The organism is Eubacterium sp. AF34-35BH (genome assembly GCF_003477765.1).
Lineage (GTDB): Bacteria > Bacillota > Clostridia > Lachnospirales > Lachnospiraceae > Eubacterium_G.
The window spans coordinates 370-576 of the sequence record NZ_QUDZ01000022.1; the positions used below are offsets into that span (position 1 = coordinate 370).

Sequence of the window (207 nt, forward strand, 5' to 3'; positions counted from 1 at the left end):
GAGCCGTGATACGCTATATTTATTATACCATATCTACGGCTCAATGACATTAGATTTCGTCCAATGTATCTATGATTTTTTCAAATTGTTTTCGCTTAATCTGAATACGGTTGCCGTTCACGATAACCCAGCCAGCGTCAAGATTTTCTTCGGCTAATTTACGCAATTTCTTTTCGCCAATGCGGAAGTATTTGGACGCTTCTTCAA

Annotated in this window: 1 protein-coding gene; it reads right to left on the bottom strand. The window is 38.6% G+C overall.

Annotated elements, in window-relative coordinates; all coding sequences use genetic code 11:
- Positions 1-49: 49 nt before the first annotated feature.
- A partial coding sequence (locus DWZ69_RS11945; protein ID WP_118437216.1) for an excisionase occupies positions 50-207 on the bottom strand: 158 nt, incomplete at its 5' end.